Annotated in this window: 12 protein-coding genes; 2 read left to right on the plus strand and 10 right to left on the minus strand. The window is 37.8% G+C overall.

The window, feature by feature from the left end:
- Positions 1-5: 5 nt before the first annotated feature.
- Together ACRD62_RS02860 and ACRD62_RS02865 are read right to left on the minus strand one after the other, a co-directional pair.
- Positions 6-1,463 (minus strand): glycosyltransferase family 2 protein, encoded by a 1,458-nt coding sequence (locus ACRD62_RS02860; RefSeq protein ID WP_430818609.1) that lies wholly within the window; start codon positions 1,461-1,463, stop codon positions 6-8.
- An 11-nt stretch (positions 1,464-1,474) separates the two neighbouring features.
- On the minus strand, positions 1,475-4,510 hold the full coding sequence (locus ACRD62_RS02865; RefSeq protein WP_430818610.1) for a golvesin C-terminal-like domain-containing protein: 3,036 nt from the start codon (positions 4,508-4,510) through the stop codon (positions 1,475-1,477).
- A gap of 218 nt (positions 4,511-4,728) precedes the next feature.
- Here ACRD62_RS02865 and ACRD62_RS02870 point away from each other — a divergent pair, with 218 nt between their 5' ends.
- The gene (locus tag ACRD62_RS02870; RefSeq protein ID WP_430818611.1) at positions 4,729-5,583 is read left to right on the plus strand and encodes an ATPase; all 855 of its coding nucleotides are present in this window, start codon (positions 4,729-4,731) and stop codon (positions 5,581-5,583) included.
- Positions 5,576-6,409 carry an N-acetylmuramic acid 6-phosphate etherase gene (gene murQ, locus ACRD62_RS02875; RefSeq protein ID WP_430818612.1) on the plus strand — a complete coding sequence of 278 codons (834 nt, stop codon included), beginning with the start codon at positions 5,576-5,578 and terminating at the stop codon, positions 6,407-6,409. Before ACRD62_RS02870 ends, murQ begins: the two co-directional genes overlap by 8 nt.
- Positions 6,410-6,478: 69 nt before the next feature.
- Here murQ and ACRD62_RS02880 read toward each other — a convergent pair whose 3' ends face one another.
- From ACRD62_RS02880 to ACRD62_RS02915, 8 genes are all read right to left on the minus strand, one after another.
- Complete coding sequence (locus tag ACRD62_RS02880) at positions 6,479-9,400, minus strand: cadherin-like beta sandwich domain-containing protein (protein ID WP_430818613.1); 2,922 nt, start codon at positions 9,398-9,400, stop codon at positions 6,479-6,481.
- A gap of 57 nt (positions 9,401-9,457) precedes the next feature.
- Positions 9,458-9,793 (minus strand): hypothetical protein, encoded by a 336-nt coding sequence (locus ACRD62_RS02885; protein ID WP_430818614.1) that lies wholly within the window; start codon positions 9,791-9,793, stop codon positions 9,458-9,460.
- Positions 9,794-10,140: 347 nt separating this feature from the next.
- Positions 10,141-10,857 (minus strand): FadR/GntR family transcriptional regulator, encoded by a 717-nt coding sequence (locus tag ACRD62_RS02890; protein ID WP_430818615.1) that lies wholly within the window; start codon positions 10,855-10,857, stop codon positions 10,141-10,143.
- 245 nt (positions 10,858-11,102) lie between these two features.
- A complete protein-coding gene (locus ACRD62_RS02895; protein ID WP_430818616.1) occupies positions 11,103-11,768 on the minus strand; it encodes a transaldolase family protein in 666 nt (221 codons plus the stop codon).
- 9 nt (positions 11,769-11,777) lie between these two features.
- Positions 11,778-13,055, minus strand: coding sequence for a zinc-binding dehydrogenase (locus ACRD62_RS02900; RefSeq protein ID WP_430818617.1), 1,278 nt, complete (start codon positions 13,053-13,055; stop codon positions 11,778-11,780).
- Positions 13,056-13,191: 136 nt separating this feature from the next.
- Positions 13,192-14,292, minus strand: coding sequence for an SDR family NAD(P)-dependent oxidoreductase (locus ACRD62_RS02905; RefSeq protein ID WP_430818618.1), 1,101 nt, complete (start codon positions 14,290-14,292; stop codon positions 13,192-13,194).
- 3 nt (positions 14,293-14,295) lie between these two features.
- Positions 14,296-15,513: a PHP domain-containing protein gene (locus ACRD62_RS02910; protein ID WP_430818619.1), complete on the minus strand. Its 1,218-nt coding sequence runs from the start codon at positions 15,511-15,513 to the stop codon at positions 14,296-14,298.
- A gap of 219 nt (positions 15,514-15,732) precedes the next feature.
- Entirely contained in the window at positions 15,733-18,201 is a 2,469-nt protein-coding gene (locus tag ACRD62_RS02915) for an alpha-ketoacid dehydrogenase subunit alpha/beta (RefSeq protein WP_430818620.1), read from the minus strand.
- Positions 18,202-18,215: the final 14 nt, after the last annotated feature.

An 18,215-nucleotide genomic window follows, 5' to 3' on the forward strand; every position in this document is an offset into this window, starting at 1 on the left:
TCTAATTACCGCATGGCTATCATTTGCTGACGAGCCTTAAACTCCATGGTTCTGATCTTATCTTTATAGAAGTTATGAGCATTCATTTTAACTATATCCAAAGATGCATCGGAATTGTCATCCCAGCGACGACACAAGTACAAAGGATCATATATTCGACCAATCTGGTAATGACGACTGATATTTAAGCCTAAGGCATAATCCTCACCATAACTTGTATTAGGCACCTTAACCTGGCGCAAAACAGGAGTATAAAAAGCACGTGGAGCACCCAAACCATTAATTCGCAATGCATTATTACGTCCGTTATCTGGGGTCCATTCTTTATGATCAATTAATCCGGGAGGTATCTCTTCCAATTTAAAATTCACCATCTGATAACTTCCTACCACCATGGCACAATTTTGCTCATAAAAGGCTTTTACGATTCGATCCAAAACTGTTTCATCGATATACAAATCATCACTATCTAACTGAACAGCAAACTTACCACATCGATCATCTTCAACAGCGCGATTCCAGCATCCACCAATACCCAAATCGTCACGTTCAGGTATTATATGAACGATTCTATCATCCTTAAATGACTGGATTATCTCAGTGGTTTTATCCGTTGAATGATTATCCACAATAATGAGGTTAAAAAGAAAATCTGTTTTTTGCTTTAACACCGATTCAATGGCATCAGCTACTGTTTTCTCGCGGTTTCGGACCGGAATAATAACAGATGCTTCAACAAGAAATTCTTCTTCTGAAAACTCAATTTGTTTAAATTCAGGCTTCAGATATGCACCAACTTTTTTAAGATGAGCCGTGCAGGCTACTTCCATTTCAATCTGGCGATCACGATTACGAGGATCAACATAGTCAAACATTTTCTCGCCCGATTTACGGGTATCCAATTCCACTTCGGTGTACAATAACTCAGGCAAATGGAATAACTCATAGGATTGCGATACTCGCAGGCGAAGATCGTACATTGCCGCATGGATATAATCAGCATCCATATCTTTAACAGCACTCAGTAAAGCCTCTTTTTTATATAGAATCAGCGAACCAAAATCAAAATCATCCCTTAAGCTTCCTTGTTGATAATCAACCACCGGATGAGCAGATAATTTCCCTTCCTTTCTTTCATAAAAATCAGCATATACCAACCCAGCTCCTGTATCATCACATGCTTTACACATTCTCTCCAGGGCATTCATTCCTACCTCAAGGGCCATGGTTTTGGAATACACCACCACATAATCTCCAAGTGATTCCTCAATTATTTTTTTCCAGGTTGCTGAGGCGAATAAGCCTACTTTTGACACGATTACCGCTACACCCTCCAGATTAACATCTTCAGGTGCCACCACTACAATTTTATCCACTAAAGCCGAAGCCTTTAATGCCTTAATGGTTACTTCCAACTCATTGGTTGGAGCAAATGGAAGAATACATGATATTTTTCCGCTCATCTCTATATGTATTATTTATTGTTCTTCATTAAAAAATTCAGAATAGCTTTCATCAGGCTATCTCTTTCCTGCTCTGAAATAATCGTTTCAAACGGGAAGCCGAAAATAACCGTTTTATAATCACCTTGATATAAGACTGCAGCACTGGCATTGTTTTCATCATATCGAAAAGCAGTTAATGCCTTATCTCCAACAGCTTCTATCGCATCAGGCGCTTCAACCGTGTAAATATCCGGACGATAAACCGTATTAAAACATAACTCTCCTTTAAAAACTGATGTTGCATAATCCGTTGCATATACATTTCCACTCTTTACCGCATGGTTCGTTCTCCATTTAAAACCCAAAACATCAGCCGCAAATTTAGCTACAATTGTGTCACCTGTCATATAAATATCAGATCCAACATAGGCCCCATTCATAAATATATTTTGATTATTCTTTGTAAGATCAACTACCTTATTCATAAATTCTTTGGTGTAAATCTGATATTGAACTGCACTGTCCTGATATGAATAACTCGTCTTTTCTTCGCCTAGAATAATATCAACAGCTTTATATTTTGATGCATCATAATCAGGCTGGCTAAACTCCTCATCACTAACCGAAACAAAAGAATAACCTGCTTTTAATATTGATTGACCGTGAACAAACACATTATCAAAAGTATTTCCTTTAATTATCTTACCCTCGTAATCAGCATAGCTTGCCCCCCAACCTGGACTATCATCATCCAGCCATTGAGATTTTCTGTTATAATCGTACTGAAACCCGGTAAAGGCCAAATCAAATTTATCAGGCACACCCTGATCTTCCCACCAGGCCACACCTGCAAAGTCACCTTCATCGATAAAAGCCGGAGCACTAACCCTGTCAAAAGCATTTACTACCAAAACTTTTTCTGAATCATCACCTAAAATTCCTAATGACAATATCTCACTTGCAAAACTTTCACCACCATCATTTATTGCTGTTACCTTGTAACTATAAATACATCCAACTTCAGGCTGAGGCAATTGATAATATGTACCTTCAACGATAGTACCATTATCAAATCCATTATCATTGATTCGTTGATAAACTTTATATTTTGTTGGTGTGGCAGATGGTTCCAATGAATCAATAACCGGTTGCCAGCTTAATTCATATGTCCCATTCTTTTGCCGAATGGCTAAATGATCAACCATCAATGGTTGAACAACATATTCACGGCCTTCCTGAAAAGCAAGAAATTTCAGCATACCTTTATAAACAGCCCGGCATACATCAAACCTGAATTCAGGGTCAAGTCCATAGCGCATATCTGCCACATTCTGATGCGACAACAACTCCAGTAACATGGTTGGCACATTTGGACGCCAGGCTTCGGAATATTGTTTATCCCATAAACCACGACGTGTCCAGTCCGTTTTATACAAGGCCCTGATATCATCTACGATTTGCGTTTGGATAATATCAGCCAAATCACGACTCGCCAATTTAGATTGACCATTTGGAAATTTACCATCATCCCGTTTAGTACTGAAAATTCCCAATGTTCCAATAACGGAATCATTGGGTGTAATACCTGCATCAGTATGAAATGCAAAAGCCAGATCTATGGGAAGATTCAACCCTTCAGCATTCCGATTCCTGGTAGGTCCGTTTGGCGCTCCCATCAGGTAATCCACCCATTCGCCACGACTCTGATAATCGTCGTTATAATCATTTTTCTCATCATTCAAACTGAACACAAGCGTATCGGGCATGCCTGCATACTGAAGCCAATACCGGGCAGCTTCCATATAACGCGGACGACCAGATAATTTGGCCGAGAATATTTCTGTATCAACTTTAACAGCTTCCACATCAGTATTGCCCGAATTATTTAACGACCATTGATTAGGAATCACCTCATCCGAAGGCTTGCGTGCTACATTACCCATACCTCCACCCAACCTCACAGCGTCAAGTGATATATTTCCATTGCCTGAAACTTCTATTAAAGCCTCCTCAGCACTCTTAAAATGAAAGGTTCCAAGATAAATCCATGTTCCACCTCCCATTGTTTGATTTACCCAATAACTGGTTTCTCCACCACTATGAAAAACTTTGTAAGTAACCTCCTTTGAATTATCCTGATTTTGCTGATAAGAAACATAAACAGCATAATCACCCGTTTCGGGCACTTTTGCTTTGTACTCTGCCACTTTACCACTTGCCGCTACAACCTCTAAAGATGTTCCAGTTTGAAAAGGATTATCTCCCACAAACAAAGTGTCTTTGTAGGCAAAACCTTTCTGATGCTTTATTTCTAAATTCTTTTCAAGAGAGAATTGCGCTTTAGATGATGAAAAATCATTGTCAATAATTACTTCGTTGGATTGCAAACACCTTTCACGAGGCAAGAACACATTGGCACCTGCATTTTCCAACATCGGAACCAGATAAGGCAACACATAAGCCATGGGTGAAATATCTTCGACCGATCCATACAGCCTAGCTCGCTGCCACTCCCATCTATCCAGTTTCGATTCGTAACACCAACCATGACTATGCCATAAAGCAATCAGCTTATCAGATAAACCCTGAGAATATTCCAACTGACCTTGCATGTGTATAAATCCAACTTTTTCTTTTCCCTGAGCTATTCGATTCTCATCAACCTCCTGACTTGTACGATAAATATTTGGAACCAGCTGAGACAATTCATAGCCATTAGTAAAAACCTGAACTTCGTAATCTTTAACTCTTCTATTATGGTGCTTTGATAGATTATTTTTAAATTCTGAAACCATTTCTGATCGCCATGGCAAATAAGAAAGCACTGTATTAAAAAAATAGTTTACCTGATTAGCTCTTTCATCAATCTGTAAAGAATCAAGTCTAATAATTCCCAACCCATCCCATTGAATCAAAGGATTATGCCAATCAATCATGGATTTATTCAATCGCTTCTCTATTCTATCAGAATGAGTATTTTGAGCATCTATAGAATGCACTACTATAATCAGGATTAACATTATTCCTGTTATTATTCGCAAGTCGGGAGAAATTACTTTTTTCATTAATCAAACTTATTCAATTCGACATTTCAAAAATAGAAAGATTTTAATAGGATTCAAATTTCTGTCATACATCTTACGTATTATTCTTGATTTCTATAAAATTTATTCATATTTTTGCCCAATAACCTTTATAAATGACATCTTTCAGCCTCTTAAAAAATTTAGAATTAATCATTAAGCTGATTGAATCATAAATTTACAATACATATCATACAAATATGATACTAATAGCAGATAGCGGATCTACCAAGACAGAATGGCGACTTGTTTCAAATGATAATAACAGTAACGAAACATGCATCACTAAAGGGATTAATCCATTTTATCAAGACACTGCTGAAATCCTGCAAAGTTTACAAGAGGAATATACATTAAATAATAGAAAGCCCCAATTCATTTTCTTTTATGGTGCTGGCTGCGCCAATCAAGAAAAAAACAAAGTTGTTGAAAATGCCTTATCTGCATTTTTCACCTCAGAACACATATCTATCAACAGCGACCTGGTTGGTGCTGCCCGATCTCTTTGTCAAACAGAAGAAGGCATTGCCTGCATCCTGGGCACAGGCTCCAACTCATGCCATTTCGACGGAGAAGTTATTACTAAAAATGTTTCACCATTGGGTTTTATTATTGGTGATGAAGGCAGTGGAGCTGTTTTAGGGAAAAGATTAATGGGCGATATTCTAAAGAATCAGCTTTCTTCACCATTAGTTGATTTGTTTTTTAATACTTACAAAACAGATCGAGCAGAAATTCTGGATCACATTTACAAAAAACCTTTTCCGAATCGTTATCTGGCTCAATACACAAAATTTATTTCAGCCAACGTTCACAATAAAGAATTAGAAGATTTAGTGATTTCATCCTTCAAGGATTTCATTCAACGAAACCTTCTTCAATATAACAACTTACCCCAACTACCTATTCATTTTACCGGAAGCATTGCCTTTTATTTCAAAGTTCAACTCGAGAAGGCTTTGGCAACTTTTAAACTAACCGCAGGTAAAATAAGCCAATCACCTATGGAGGGATTAATTCATTACCACCTACAGCAAAACATGAACCATGAATAACAAAACAAAAAAAGAAACCAGCGTCACCGAATCATCATCTCATTACGATAATCTGGATAAAATGAATGTTGAGGAATTACTTACCAGTATCAACAAAGAAGACGCTACGGTTCATCTTGCTGTTGAAAAAGCCTTACCACAAATAACCGCATTGACTGAAAGAATAGTTAAACGGATGAAAAAAGGTGGAAGGATATTTTACCTGGGAGCAGGAACCAGTGGACGTTTAGGCGTTTTGGATGCATCCGAACTACCTCCAACATTCGGAGTTCCCAATAATATGGTTATAGGATTAATAGCCGGAGGAGATACTGCATTACGACAAGCTGTTGAATCAGCTGAAGATGATCCGGAGATGGCCTGGAAAGAATTAAACGAATATAAAGTAGATGAACTGGATACGGTTATAGGGATTGCAGCTTCAGGGACAACCCCCTATGTTATTGGAGGCATTGAACTTGCCCGTAAAAACGGATTGCTTACAGGCTGTATCACCTGCAATCCAAATAGTAAGGTAGCTGAAGTAACCGAATTCCCCGTAGAAGCCATTGTTGGTCCTGAATTCGTTACCGGAAGTACCCGAATGAAAGCCGGAACAGCTCAAAAGATGATTTTAAATATGATCACCACAACCACAATGATTAAACTCGGCAGGGTAAAAGGTAACAAAATGGTGAACATGCAATTAACCAACAAAAAACTAATAGACAGAGGTTCGCGAATGATAATGGACGAAATCAAACTGGATTATTCCGAATCAAAGGATCTACTATTAAAATATGGTTCAGTTAAAAAAGCTATTGACGCCTACAAAGATAAACCTTAATAAATGCGACAAAAAAAGAGGCGACTTCACTAAAGCAGTCGCCTCTTTTATCAATCCAAACTAACTATGTTATTTTTTAATAACTTTAAATGTTGCTGATTCCACATCTGAATCAACCTTAACGATATACATACCTTTTTGATCCAGAGCAATTATTTCTTTCTTAGCATTTGTTTCAATCTGTTTTACTAATCCTCCGGCTAAGTCATACACTGAAATTACTGAAGATTTACCATTCATTTCAACATTGAATTCTCCTGAAGAAACTGTTGGGTAAACCTTAATGGCACTTTCTTTTCCATTTCCTATTCCGGTTGCAACTTCAAATTGTATTGTATAAGTAACAGTTGTTGCCAAATCTGTTGCTGTAACAACTACTGTTCCAACACCTGGAAGTGACTCTGGCGCATTTACCTGATAGGTTGCACCTGCAACTTTTACTGTACCGTCAATAGCAGGTGTTGATCCTGCATCAACCGAAACTACGTAATTTAAATTAGCTGAATGGAAACCTTCAACAGTTACACCATTAACTGTCAGATCACTTAAAGTTGCATCATTTGAAGCACTCTCTACAGGAAATGAAGTAATAAGACCTCTCGCTTTAATGGTGGCTTCATCCATCTCGCCTGAATAGATGTTAAATTCATACACATCACCCAACCAGATCGGATCGTTATATCCACCATAACAAATCCAAGCATTTTCGTTACTTAAGTCAGCAACATAATAATCCTCATGAAGTAATGTCTTCTGAACCTTTGTACCATTAATGTATAATGAAATAGAATCATTTGTCATAGTAGTAACATAATGATACATATCACCTTCAGACGCTTCACCAACAGTCTCAGCCCTGTATGCTCCCTGCCACTCATCAACTACTGCTCTTGTAAAGTCATCATTATTCTGAACAGATAACCAATATGATTTATATCCCCACAGTCCGCCAAAATATGCCAACATAGACCAACCTGGATTATAACCAGCTTTTACATATGTTTCAAGAGTAATTGAAGGATAGGTATTGATTCCAATTTCAGCAGCAGGCAATGTTACATAACCACCAGTACCATCACTAACAAAAACACCTTCTGCAACATGACCACCAGTAACGACTCCATCTGCACTACCTTCCATATCTCTGGCTGTTCCATCTTCAAATGTATATGAGTGCATTAATGTTAAGTCGGTATCTTTTCTATAATGAATCACATAATCTGTTGTATTTGATGGATCGGGAGCAGTAACAGTTATCACAATATCACCAGAGGCATCATTAACAGTAACACCAGCACCTGCCCCGGTAATATTTGATGATAAATCTGTAGGTATAGCCGTAATATCAATAGCATCAACACCAACCGGAACAGTCATGTAATACTCTGTAACAAAAGGTTCAAATGCAGGTTTAATACTTGCCTGATCACATGCCAAAGATGAAAGATGAGAATCGTAAGGATCTACTAAATCACTAGGTTCTCTTAACATCCATGTTATCCTGTCAGCACCTGATGGTTTATCAGAATAGATACTGGTACCTACATTATTATCATTAGTTCCCAAGTAATATTTTCCTTCAACATTATCTTTTCGAACAACTGTAATAATCCTGTACTTACCTTGTTCAAATTCTTCAAATTCAAATCTACAACTATCCAGATTTTGAGTTAATTGATCGGTCATCAACATATCCCAAGACGAAACATTAATTTTTGTGAGTGTAATATATTCACTATTTCCGTTTTGCAAATAATATTGACCTTCAACACCACTATCTACCAGTTTGAATAATTGAGGAGTACTATTCAATAATGGTTGCTGTAACTTGATATAACTTGAAGGTTTTCCTTCAATAACAAACTGCGAAGCCTCGTGTTGAATGTAAAAGTCTTTACCTACCTGTAAGGTTGACTCATATACATTTACTATATAATCATTTGTATTCTGTCCGTCCTGCGAAGTAACTGTTATAGTAACAGCACCCGCTCCATCAACTAATGTTAATTCTCCGTCACCCTGAACATCTGCACCAGACCACATTGGCACACCTGTAATAGTAACAACTGTGGTACCATTAGGCACAATTGCTGTATATTCATTAACTAATGCATCAAAATCGGTTGTTAAATGACCAGCAGATAGAGTAATATCACTTAAATTAGCATTTTCTGCTGCAGGATCAAGATATATAGACACATAGTAAGTTTGTGTTGAGGTACCATCCAATGCCGTTACAACAATTTCAATATCAATACCATCACCCACCCATGTAATAACACCATCAGCTGAGAGCTCATTACCAATAGCATCAAAAAATTCAACAGTAGCACCTTCTGCTGTCGTAACCCAGTCAAGGTCAACAGAAGTTGTACCATATGGTACCATCAATTCATAAGTATCAATTGCAGAATCAAATGTAGGATTCAAAGTTCCAAGACTTGAAGATAAACTTGATAAAGTTGCATCGGATTCTTTTGTAAACTGAATATAATAAGATAATGAATAGCTCTGGTCAGCAGATGTCAGAACAATCTCTGTTCTACCTGTTAATGAAGTAGCAGGGATTATTTCTACGGTAACACCATCACCAGCAGTTGCTGTTATTTCAGGTAATTCTGATACACCTGCTGGAATATCAACAGAATAAAGAGCAACATCCGTTGGATCAAAATCAGTAACAGCCTCTCCTCCTATTGTTAAAGTCTGAATTAGAAGATCTGATACCTCAGTTAAGGTAAAAGCATCAATTTTAAAAAATCCCCTATCGGTATTGCCACCCTGAAAATCAAACGCATACTGACTAGCATCACCATTGGTTCTTGCTCCAATAGTTAAGTTACCGTCAGTTACTTCTATAATTAATGAAATTGGATAAAAAGGTCCATTTTCTGCAGCTGCAGTTTGAATCCCAGCAAAAGAATATGATTCAGTCTCAGCAATTATAGCAATGTTCTGATCTGAATAATTCTTTTTAAAGCCATAAAGCATACTTTTATTATTGGCATACAGGCGCTGTGTAGATATTCGTTTAGTTACACCGTCAGTTCATGAAGTGACATCAGTAACTGTCATTAAACAACCCACTTTGTAAAAACCATTTGGAAGTCCGGTAACAGATTGAGACCACTCAACATCTCCAATTGGTCTATTCCAAACCCCTGCATTATAGGTTTCATCCTGAGTCCCATCTCCGTCATTACCAGTTGTATTCCATGCATAACCATCGGCTCCAGTAAGAGTCCATCCTGTTAAATCGCCAGTTTCAAAACTAGGATTCGTCAGATAGGTAGCAGTGACATCCTGTGCATGGATAGAAATTCCACTTATCAATCCTATCAAGAAAAACAAGCCCCATTTTAATAGTAGATTTTTTTGTCTCATACTCAATTGTATTTAATTGCTAATTGTTAAAAAGTGTGATAAAATTATATTAAAATCTAAATCTTCACCATCCTTTTTTCGTCATAAAGCAACATTTTTTCGTCAACTGTCATATTTACTTAATCACTTAACAAAAAAACACTTAATTACATGATAATAAGCACCTAACAAATAAAGAAACTTACCTAAAAATTAGTCAATTATAAGTCAGAATTTATAATAAACAATTCACTATACAATCTTTTATCATATCTTATAAACAACCACACGATCAATAATATCTTCATCAATAAAAAAAGCAGCACAACTAATTGCACTGCTTTTGTATCATTGAAAATTACTAAACCTTATTTAAAATATCTATCGTAAATTTGCATGTTTCGCTCAAGCAATTCAACCGAAGATTTATATGCCTTATCTCCATCATTCTTTATTACCGCTTCGTAAATTTCCTTCTGCAAACGTAAAGTATATTCCTTTTCACCTTCAACATTTGCATAAATCATATTTCGCATTCGGGGCAATAGCGAATAAATTGGTTCCAAAGAAATAATTACAATGGGATTACTGGTTGCCTTTGCAAGATTCATATGAAAGCGATTAATTAAATCAACTTCCAGCTGAGTATTATCCGGATCACATTTTTCAAGCTCATCAATATTGGATTTCAACAACAACAAATCTTCATCTGAACGATTTACAGCTGCCAGCTTGCATATTTCCGGTTCAAAAATTCGCCGTACTTCAATGATCTGACGGATTAAATTAGAATCAAACTTAAGGTCGTAGTATAAGTTGAGTGATTTAATTGCATCTTCAATTTTTATTTCGGATACGTACATGCCACTTCCCTTCTTAATCTCAATCAATCCACGGGCACTCAATCTTCTGAGCGCTTCACGAAGTGCTGTTCTGCTAACAGCAAAACTTTCACAAAGCTCTTTTTCCGACGGAAGTTTAGCTCCAGGTATCAAACGCTTATTTCGAATGGCTTCCTCAATCTTTCTTTCAATCTTTTGACTTAAGGTTTGACTGGTACCAACTTTTCCAAAAATATCATCCATATTATTCATTTGGCTAACATATCATACAAAAGTACTTTTTTTTATCAATAAACATTTGATTTATAATCAAATTAAAGTACTTCATTAAAATCAACAACTTATCTTAATTCCAATGTTTCAATCTAATCATTGATAAGATACGAAATTCAAATTAAAATCCATCCTGTATTATCAAAATAAAAGCATTCTCAGCCAGGCCAAGAATGCTTTTACGGTTTAAATACAAAGTCTACTGTTTATAATAGTCAAAAATCTATATCATATAATCCTTCTACATCTTTCTCAAACCAATCAACACTCATATCTGTCATTGGATGGCTTCTCAAACGTTCCAATATCTCAAAGTTGACTGTTGCAGCATGACTTCCCATCATACTAACGCGATGCACCTGGTCGACTGTTTTAAAGCTGGCCGCCAAAACTTTTGTATCCAGGCCAAAACATTCAATGTTTTCAACGATATTACCAACTACCTCAATACCATGAGATGAAATATTATCCAAGCGGTTTACATAAGGCGCAACCCAATCAGCTCCAGCCCTGGCTGCAACCAATGCCTGTTGCTGTGTAAAGATTGCTGTAGCTGTAACTTTTATACCAGCATCTTTAATCATAGGCATTGCCTTATAGCCTTCTACGGTTACAGGAATTTTAGCAAAGTAGTTATCGCCCAAACCATATTTTGCTTTATAAGTCTTTGCCTCTCTCAACATATCCTCGGCCTTATTGCTGATCATTTGTACATGGAGCATTTTATCTCCTACAATCTCAATCAGCTCAGGCAATATTACCGACATTGGTTTCTGAGCCTGCGCAATGATAGTTGGGTTTGTTGTAACACCTTCCAACGGAAAATAATAAAACAATTGTTTCAGCTCATCTATATTGGCCGTATCAGCTAAATAAATCATGATTTTAACTTATTGGTTTAAGGCCTCAAAGTTAGCCAATAAATATGCTTCTGCTTCAATATTCCACAAACCATTATGCTTTTTGCAAAGATTTGCCAGTTGAGCAAAGAACGGACTTGTTTTTCCTTTTTCTGCAAAATCAGCAATTGGAGTCAATGGCATTTCAATATGATTATATATCAACTTTTTACCACCCGGAATATGTGGCAGATTAAGGGTAGTATCAATTACTGCATCAATTCCACCAATATGCGTAACCAAACCTGCAGGATCCAGCCCATTACTCATAACCTCCAGAGCTTCTTTCATATCATCGGTATTTCCACCTGATGTACCAACAATATGCGTGTAAGCATAGTGAACATTATAGAAATTCATCTGCGCTTTCAACTGCGGATTGGATGGCCCAGCAAAAAAGTTAAGACAACCATCAAAACCCAGAATATCATCTGCTTGCTCAATCACTGCAGGAACAGGAGCAAACACAAACACGTCATCATAACCAGTTCCTCCGGAAAGTTCCTTAAGCTTTGCAACAGCATCGCCTTCACCTGTATTCAAGTAAATCAACTCAATACCATTTGCTTTCGCTGACTCCACTGTATAAATCTCGGCAGCCCTGTCTAATCTTCCCTGATCAATATCTGTTACCACACAAATAGACGGTTTACGATCGGATCGATGAATAACATAGTTGATTGCCGCCAATCCCATTGGTCCAACACCAGCCAGAATTGCCATTTTACCTCCCTGAACTATCTCCATCTTATGAACATACGATCCTGGTGTTGTGTGATAATTGGCATGCATTGCACCAATCACACATGACAATGGTTCAGCCAGAGAAGCAGGATAAAATCCGGGTCCTTCGTAAGACAATAAACAATCCTGCTCCAACACATCTTTAGGAATAATTACATAGGTTGCATCTCCTCCGATGTATTTGTATGAATATCCGGGCGCACTCAAAACACCTACCGGACCATCTTCATAATAAATAGCTGGTTGAATAGAGTATTTTTGTCCGGGCTTGAATTTATTTTGCCACTTGGCACCCACTTCTATAATCTCGCCGGCAAACTCATGTCCGATAATGATTGGTTCTTCAGCCACGTTATCCGGAATACGCTTGTGAGCTGTTCCCTGGCTGGCTGCTTTATATGACGACATACAGATACTATCGCAAATTACTTTTGCTAATATTTCGTCTTCTTTGATGGCAGGTAATTCAAACTCTTCCAGTCGAAGATCTTTTTCACCGTATAATCGTACCGCTTTTGTTTTCATATTTCTAATTTGTTTGTTCTGTTTCAATGAATTCCGTTTAGCTTGTTCATTGTGTGAAATTCATTATTTCTTAAGGAACGGTTCTCTTTGACATTATGCTCATAAAGAACCGTTCCTTAAGACTTAAAAAACAACTTTATTTCAGCATCTCCTGACCACCTGTCACTGGTATTGCCTGCCCTGTTTCATACTCCTGATCAATTACATAAACTATTGCTTTTGTAACATCAGCTACCCGACAACCTCTTCCGGCAGGAACCTGCTTCTCGTAATAAGCCTGAACATCTTCAATAGTTTTAGCTCCGGGAACCTTGCCTGCATTCAGATACTGAACAAACAATCCTTTTTCGGGATCACTCCAGAGTGGACCATCAAAGAAATTACCCGGACAGATAGAATTGACTTTAATGTGATTAGGCATTAACTCCAAGGCAAAAGACTGCGTTAACCCAATACCACCAAACTTACCACCAGCATATGCAAAGTTGCGATTGCTTCCTTTCAAACCTGATTTGGAATTAATCTGGATGATATCCATATAATGATTAACATCAACCTGAGATTGTAATTTCATTATTTTGGATGCATGTTTGGCACAATAGAAATATCCGGTATAGTTTACCTTAGTCATTAAATCAAAAGTCTCCGGATCCATTTCGTCCAGACCACCTGCACGAAGAATTCCCGCATTACTGATAATGGCATCCAAACCACCCAGCTCCAGCACTGTTTTTTCAACCATGCCTTTCACCGAATCGGAATCACCCACATTAACCGGAACAAACACGGCCTTATTGCTTTTACTTTTAGCTTTTAACTTTTGAATTAACTCAAGCCCAACCTTTTCATTTAAATCGGCTACAACAATATGAGCCCCTTTTTCATAAAGTTCTTCAGCAATACCGCCGCCAAAGCCCTGAGCACCACCTGTAACAATAATAATGCGTCCTTCAACTGAATTAACAGGTTTACTAATGCCTCCACCATTATTGACAATCGCACCTATTCCTTTTAAAACAACAGCTTTTGTGTTGGGAGTAACCTGATTTTGCAAAGCAGAAATAAAAGCAGTCTTATCATCCCCTGGAAGAATAGTAACACATTCATCTTCAGGAAAATCATATCCGCTTACTTTTAACCTTTCGTAACTATCTATATTTTCAAATGCACTGGTAGTAACCAGACCCTCTTTTGATAAGGCCATACGCACAACCGGCACCAGTTCTATAAAATTCATTTTTTAGTTTTTATTCGTTACAAACTCAATGAGAGAATGACCCAATTTAGCAAACTCTTCCCGTTTTTCTGAAATAAAAATACCATCGGCATCCAGCACCCCTTGTCCTTCTTTGGCAAACAAATACTGGTGAGCCGCCAGAATACAGGCTCCTTCATAATTAATTTTCATCAGATCCATATCCAACAATGCGTTGCCTTTGGCCTTAACTTCTATTGGCTGCTTACCCGGGCTGTTATGTTCGGTTCCGAAAGAAACCACAAAACCCTCTTTTAGCAGGAACTGCGAATACTCTTTTAAAACCGTATGATTATTTCGGGTTGGTATAAACTCTACTGACCATACACCCAGTTTCTTTAATTCAGCCGAAACCTTTTTTAAATCCCGCTCAAAATCTGTGTATCCTTTTACTGCATCAGCCAAAAACGGATAAGTTGGAATTCCTCCTGCTTCTAAAATAATGGAACGGATCTCTGCGACACTTAAAAATCCATTGGGATCTTCGGCCACATAAGCAGGTTTTCCAGCCTTCAGTAAAGCATTTCTGATTTCGTTTTCAACACAAGCCTCATCCGTTAAATTGCAAGTCATACCCTTGTCATCCATCAATTCATTATAAAAAGCAAGCAAACGGTTTTTATCTTTATAATGCTTTTCTGCCAACTGACGAATTGCTCTGGCCAAATGACGTTCACGAACCTGCCCCATAGCAAGATCAGATTTTATCGATTCATAATTCAATCGAAAACCAAAATGTTTATTTGCTAAAAGATCATTGACCTTTTCTGTCATTTTTCTAACATAGTCGTTGGCATTCGAAACTAAATCCTGAATCTTACTTTGTGTTTCAGCGGACAATGTGATTGGGTAAGCCAGACTCTTTCCGCTAAAGTAGGTCCGACCCGGATTACCCGGATCATTCACTTTTAATCCCTCTTTCTGATAAGCCTCATTCAAACCAATGAATTCAACATTAAAAAGCGGAAATAAATTTCTTTTAAAAGCCCCTTCACACCATTCTGCGTAAGCATCAAAGCTGAAGAAATCGTTAACTCCAACTACTTTTACACCTTCTTCAGCTGATTGATTCAGAGCCTCATCAACCGATTGAAATGCACTAAACGAATGAGGTGTATGCAGGTGATTATTCACCTTAAGCGGCTTTAGTTCGCCGCTTGTATTTTGTGGTGAAAAATCTTTCAGATTATCTATAAAACTCATAAAAACCAGATTTAGAGATTCAATAGTTTATTCGTTTTAGGGAACGATTCATTTTTTTAACAAAACTTTTAAAGAGAACCGTTCCTCAACAACATCGATGATTGTGTATTATCTCTAACCACAAATTCCACTAATTACCATAAATTATTCCGCAAGTCGGAACAAAAAATCTGTGTAATTTGAGTAATCTGTGGTTTTAAAGAAATTCATTTTCTTTTATTAGATTCCTAATTTTGATCTGCGGATATTTTCTGCATTCGTAAAATTGTTGCTGACAGTGTGACCTTTCAACGGCACAATTTTTTCATGAATAGCATCCAACAACCAATCCTTCGTTGGGAAGAAATAGTCTTCCAACTCATAAGCAGGAGTAATCCAGTTACGCGAACCAACCACAACAGGAGGTGCATCCAACTCGTCAAATGCCAATTCAGTTAATCGCTGAGCCATATCCTTCAGGAAGGAACCACGTTCGTTGGCATCACTTGTGAGGATAATTCTACCGGTCTTTTTCAAACTCTCAATAACCGGCTCGTAGTTAAACGGTACAATCGAACGGGCATCAATCACCTCAGCTGACATTCCATATTTCGCTTCCAGTTCTTCGGCAGCTTCCAAGGAACGATACAAGGTAGCTCCAATACTTAAAATGGTAATATCCTTACCTTGTTTCTTCACATCAGGTTCACCAAAAGGAATTTCATAATATCCTTCAGGTACACCGCCTTCATGAAATTGCTCACCTATATCGTAAATACGCTGACTTTCAAAGAAAATTACCGGGTCTGTTCCCTGAAGAGCCGAATTCATCAATCCTTTTGCATCATATGGAGTTACAGGGAAGCACACTTTCAAACCAGGAATATGAGAAACCAATGAAGTCCAGTCCTGCGAATGCTGAGCACCATATTTCGAACCAACAGAAACACGCACAATCACCGGCATCTTAATTACATTACCCGACATTGCCTGCCACTTTGGTAACTGATTAAATACCTCATCGCCTGATCTGCCCAGGAAGTCGCAATACATAATTTCAGGAATAACTCGTCCTCCGCACATTGCATAACCAATGGCAGTACCTACTATTGAAGCCTCGGAAATAGGTGAGTTAAACAAACGATTATAAGGTAGCGCTTCTGTTAGACCACGGTATACGGCAAATGCTCCACCCCAGTCACGGTTCTCTTCACCGTAAGCTACCAAAGTTGGATCTTTATAGAAACGATCCACAATTGCTTCGAACAACCCATCGCGCAACTGATATTGCTTAATTTTTGAGAATGGTTTACCATTGGCATCAAAGGCAAATCGTTCTTTTTTGGCAATTTGCTGAACTCGTGGGTTTTCTTCCATCGGATGATTTACTTCCACCGGACGATCTTCCATTTTATCAAGGCTCTCATTAGAGAACATCATATCACCAATTATCTCAGGATGCTTCACCAAATCCATACGAGGTGAAACTTCTTCATCAATTGCCAACTTCATGGCATATTTCATCAACTCTTTTATATCAGCACCAATTGCTTCCAACTCTTTTGATGAAGCTACACCTGCTTTTTCCAGCTCAGCAGCATAACTCGCAATACAATCCTGAGCTTCCCATGCTTCAATCTCCTCTTTGCTACGGTAAGAAGAAGCATCGGAAGGAGAGTGACCACTGTAACGATAGGTAAGAACATCCAACAAAACAGGACCTTTTTTATCCTTGATCAGTTCCATCTTACGCTTATAGGCATCAATAACCGCCAATGGATTATAACCATCCACACGTTCAGCATGCATATTATCACGATTTACTCCAGCACCAATACGTGCAGCGATATCATATCCCATGGTTTCACCTGAGGTCTGACCACCCATTCCGTACTGGTTATTCATTATATTAAAGATGATTGGTAAACCACCTTTATAGGCACCTTCCCATAATTGATCAAACTGATCCATGGTTGCAAAAGACAAACCTTCCCACACCGGACCACAAGCCATGGAAGCATCTCCAATATTGGCAACCACAATACCTTCTTTCTGATTTACTTTTTTAAATAAAGCTGCACCCACAGCAATATCACCAGAACCACCCACTATGGCATTATTCGGATAAACACCAAATGGAGTAAAGAATGCATGCATTGATCCACCAAGACCTTTGTTAAAACCAGTCTCACGGGCAAAAATCTCCGCTAAAGTTCCGTAAATAAGGAAACGGCGAGCCAATGATTTCAAATCACCCTGATGGTTCTCTGAAACAATTTTTAGGATGGTTCCATCAAAGAAGTTCTTCATTACTTCCGTCAAGGCTTCATCGTCCATTTTATGAATGGCAGACATTCCTTTGGCCAGAATCTCACCATGCGAACGGTGCGAACCAAAAATAAAATCTTCAACACCCAGGTTATAAGCCATACCCACAGCAGCCGACTCTTGTCCAATTGACAAGTGAGCCGGACCAGGATGGTTATAAGCTATACCTTCGTATTCTCCTTTAATTTTAATCAGATTCAACATAGTTTCGAACTCACGGATCAAAACCATATCGTGATATATATCTATAAACTGCTCTTTAGAGAAGTTTACTTTTTCTTCTTCAATTGATTTGTCATATTGATTTACAGGAATATCATTAATTTTTAAAACTCCTGATTTTCTAACTTTTGCGGGATCTATAAATTGTGACTTAGGCATTTTTTTAATTATTA

Source organism: Carboxylicivirga caseinilyticus, assembly GCF_050589785.1.
Taxonomy (GTDB): domain Bacteria; phylum Bacteroidota; class Bacteroidia; order Bacteroidales; family Marinilabiliaceae; genus Carboxylicivirga; species Carboxylicivirga caseinilyticus.